General features: G+C 43.9%; 1 rRNA gene. It reads left to right on the top strand.

Going from position 1 to position 2210, the window contains the following annotated elements:
* Positions 1–484: 484 nt before the first annotated feature.
* Positions 485–1988 (top strand): 16S ribosomal RNA (locus tag EAL87_RS07935).
* Positions 1989–2210 lie beyond the last annotated feature (222 nt).

Genomic DNA, 2210 nt, shown 5'->3' on the forward strand with positions numbered 1-2210 from the left:
TTTAAGCAAACCTTAAGCTTTCTATGACTATACTTTCACTTCCTTGTTTCAGCAAGGGCTTTTAAAAGGCCGCTTGATACCTTACAAGGATAGCTGATTGAGCAAACGATCTTTGAAAACTAAGCAAATTGATAGAAGTTCTTTTTAAAGGGATATTCTAACTTAAGGATAACTTATTTGAAAGAGTGAGGGTTTGAATAGCTTTCATTCTTGTATAAGAAATTCTTATCCAACCTAGTGCCAATCAATTCCATTGATTATATTATGTATAATTGATGATTGGATGGCATGAGAGTATTTTATTATAGGTTAGCGTTTGGCTAACCTTTTTAAAAAGTTTCTTTCTGTTTTGTTGTTGTAATACTTAAGAACACAACCCGTTTTATTCAATAATCAAATAAAACGAGTTCTTGTGATACGCTAAAGCTGTTGTTAGAAATAACAACAGCCTATCAAAAAACAAAAGAGCTTTAGGACAAACACTTTTATGGAGAGTTTGATCCTGGCTCAGAGTGAACGCTGGCGGCGTGCCTAATACATGCAAGTCGAACGATGAAGCTTCTAGCTTGCTAGAGTGCTGATTAGTGGCGCACGGGTGAGTAACGCATAGGTTATGTGCCTCTTAGTTTGGGATAGCCATTGGAAACGATGATTAATACCAGATACTCCCTACTGGGGAAAGATTTATCGCTAAGAGATCAGCCTATGTCCTATCAGCTTGTTGGTAAGGTAATGGCTTACCAAGGCTATGACGGGTATCCGGCCTGAGAGGGTGAACGGACACACTGGAACTGAGACACGGTCCAGACTCCTACGGGAGGCAGCAGTAGGGAATATTGCTCAATGGGGGAAACCCTGAAGCAGCAACGCCGCGTGGAGGATGAAGGTTTTAGGATTGTAAACTCCTTTTGTTAGAGAAGATAATGACGGTATCTAACGAATAAGCACCGGCTAACTCCGTGCCAGCAGCCGCGGTAATACGGAGGGTGCAAGCGTTACTCGGAATCACTGGGCGTAAAGAGCGCGTAGGCGGGATAGTCAGTCAGGTGTGAAATCCTATGGCTTAACCATAGAACTGCATTTGAAACTACTATTCTAGAGTGTGGGAGAGGTAGGTGGAATTCTTGGTGTAGGGGTAAAATCCGTAGAGATCAAGAGGAATACTCATTGCGAAGGCGACCTGCTGGAACATTACTGACGCTGATTGCGCGAAAGCGTGGGGAGCAAACAGGATTAGATACCCTGGTAGTCCACGCCCTAAACGATGGATGCTAGTTGTTGGAGGGCTTAGTCTCTCCAGTAATGCAGCTAACGCATTAAGCATCCCGCCTGGGGAGTACGGTCGCAAGATTAAAACTCAAAGGAATAGACGGGGACCCGCACAAGCGGTGGAGCATGTGGTTTAATTCGAAGATACACGAAGAACCTTACCTAGGCTTGACATTGAGAGAATCCGCTAGAAATAGTGGAGTGTCTGGCTTGCCAGACCTTGAAAACAGGTGCTGCACGGCTGTCGTCAGCTCGTGTCGTGAGATGTTGGGTTAAGTCCCGCAACGAGCGCAACCCCCTTTCTTAGTTGCTAACAGGTTATGCTGAGAACTCTAAGGATACTGCCTCCGTAAGGAGGAGGAAGGTGGGGACGACGTCAAGTCATCATGGCCCTTACGCCTAGGGCTACACACGTGCTACAATGGGGTGCACAAAGAGAAGCAATACTGCGAAGTGGAGCCAATCTTCAAAACACCTCTCAGTTCGGATTGTAGGCTGCAACTCGCCTGCATGAAGCTGGAATCGCTAGTAATCGCAAATCAGCCATGTTGCGGTGAATACGTTCCCGGGTCTTGTACTCACCGCCCGTCACACCATGGGAGTTGTGTTTGCCTTAAGTCAGGATGCTAAATTGGCTACTGCCCACGGCACACACAGCGACTGGGGTGAAGTCGTAACAAGGTAACCGTAGGTGAACCTGCGGTTGGATCACCTCCTTTCTAGAGAAAAGCTTTTAACATTCGCTTGTTAAAAGCCAAAGAGTATTACCTGACAAAAGAACTTCTTGTTGCTTAGTTTTGAAGGATTGGAGTTATTCTTTCTTTTTTACTTCTTGATTTTTTGATTTTTGCTTAATTTTTGGTTTTTTTAAATCTTATGTTTGAGTTTTTACTTCTTATTTTTTGTGTTTAATGCTTTGTTTAATGATTTTGCTTACTTGA

Source organism: Helicobacter pylori (assembly GCF_003636935.1).
GTDB classification, from domain to species: Bacteria; Campylobacterota; Campylobacteria; order Campylobacterales; family Helicobacteraceae; genus Helicobacter; species Helicobacter pylori_CH.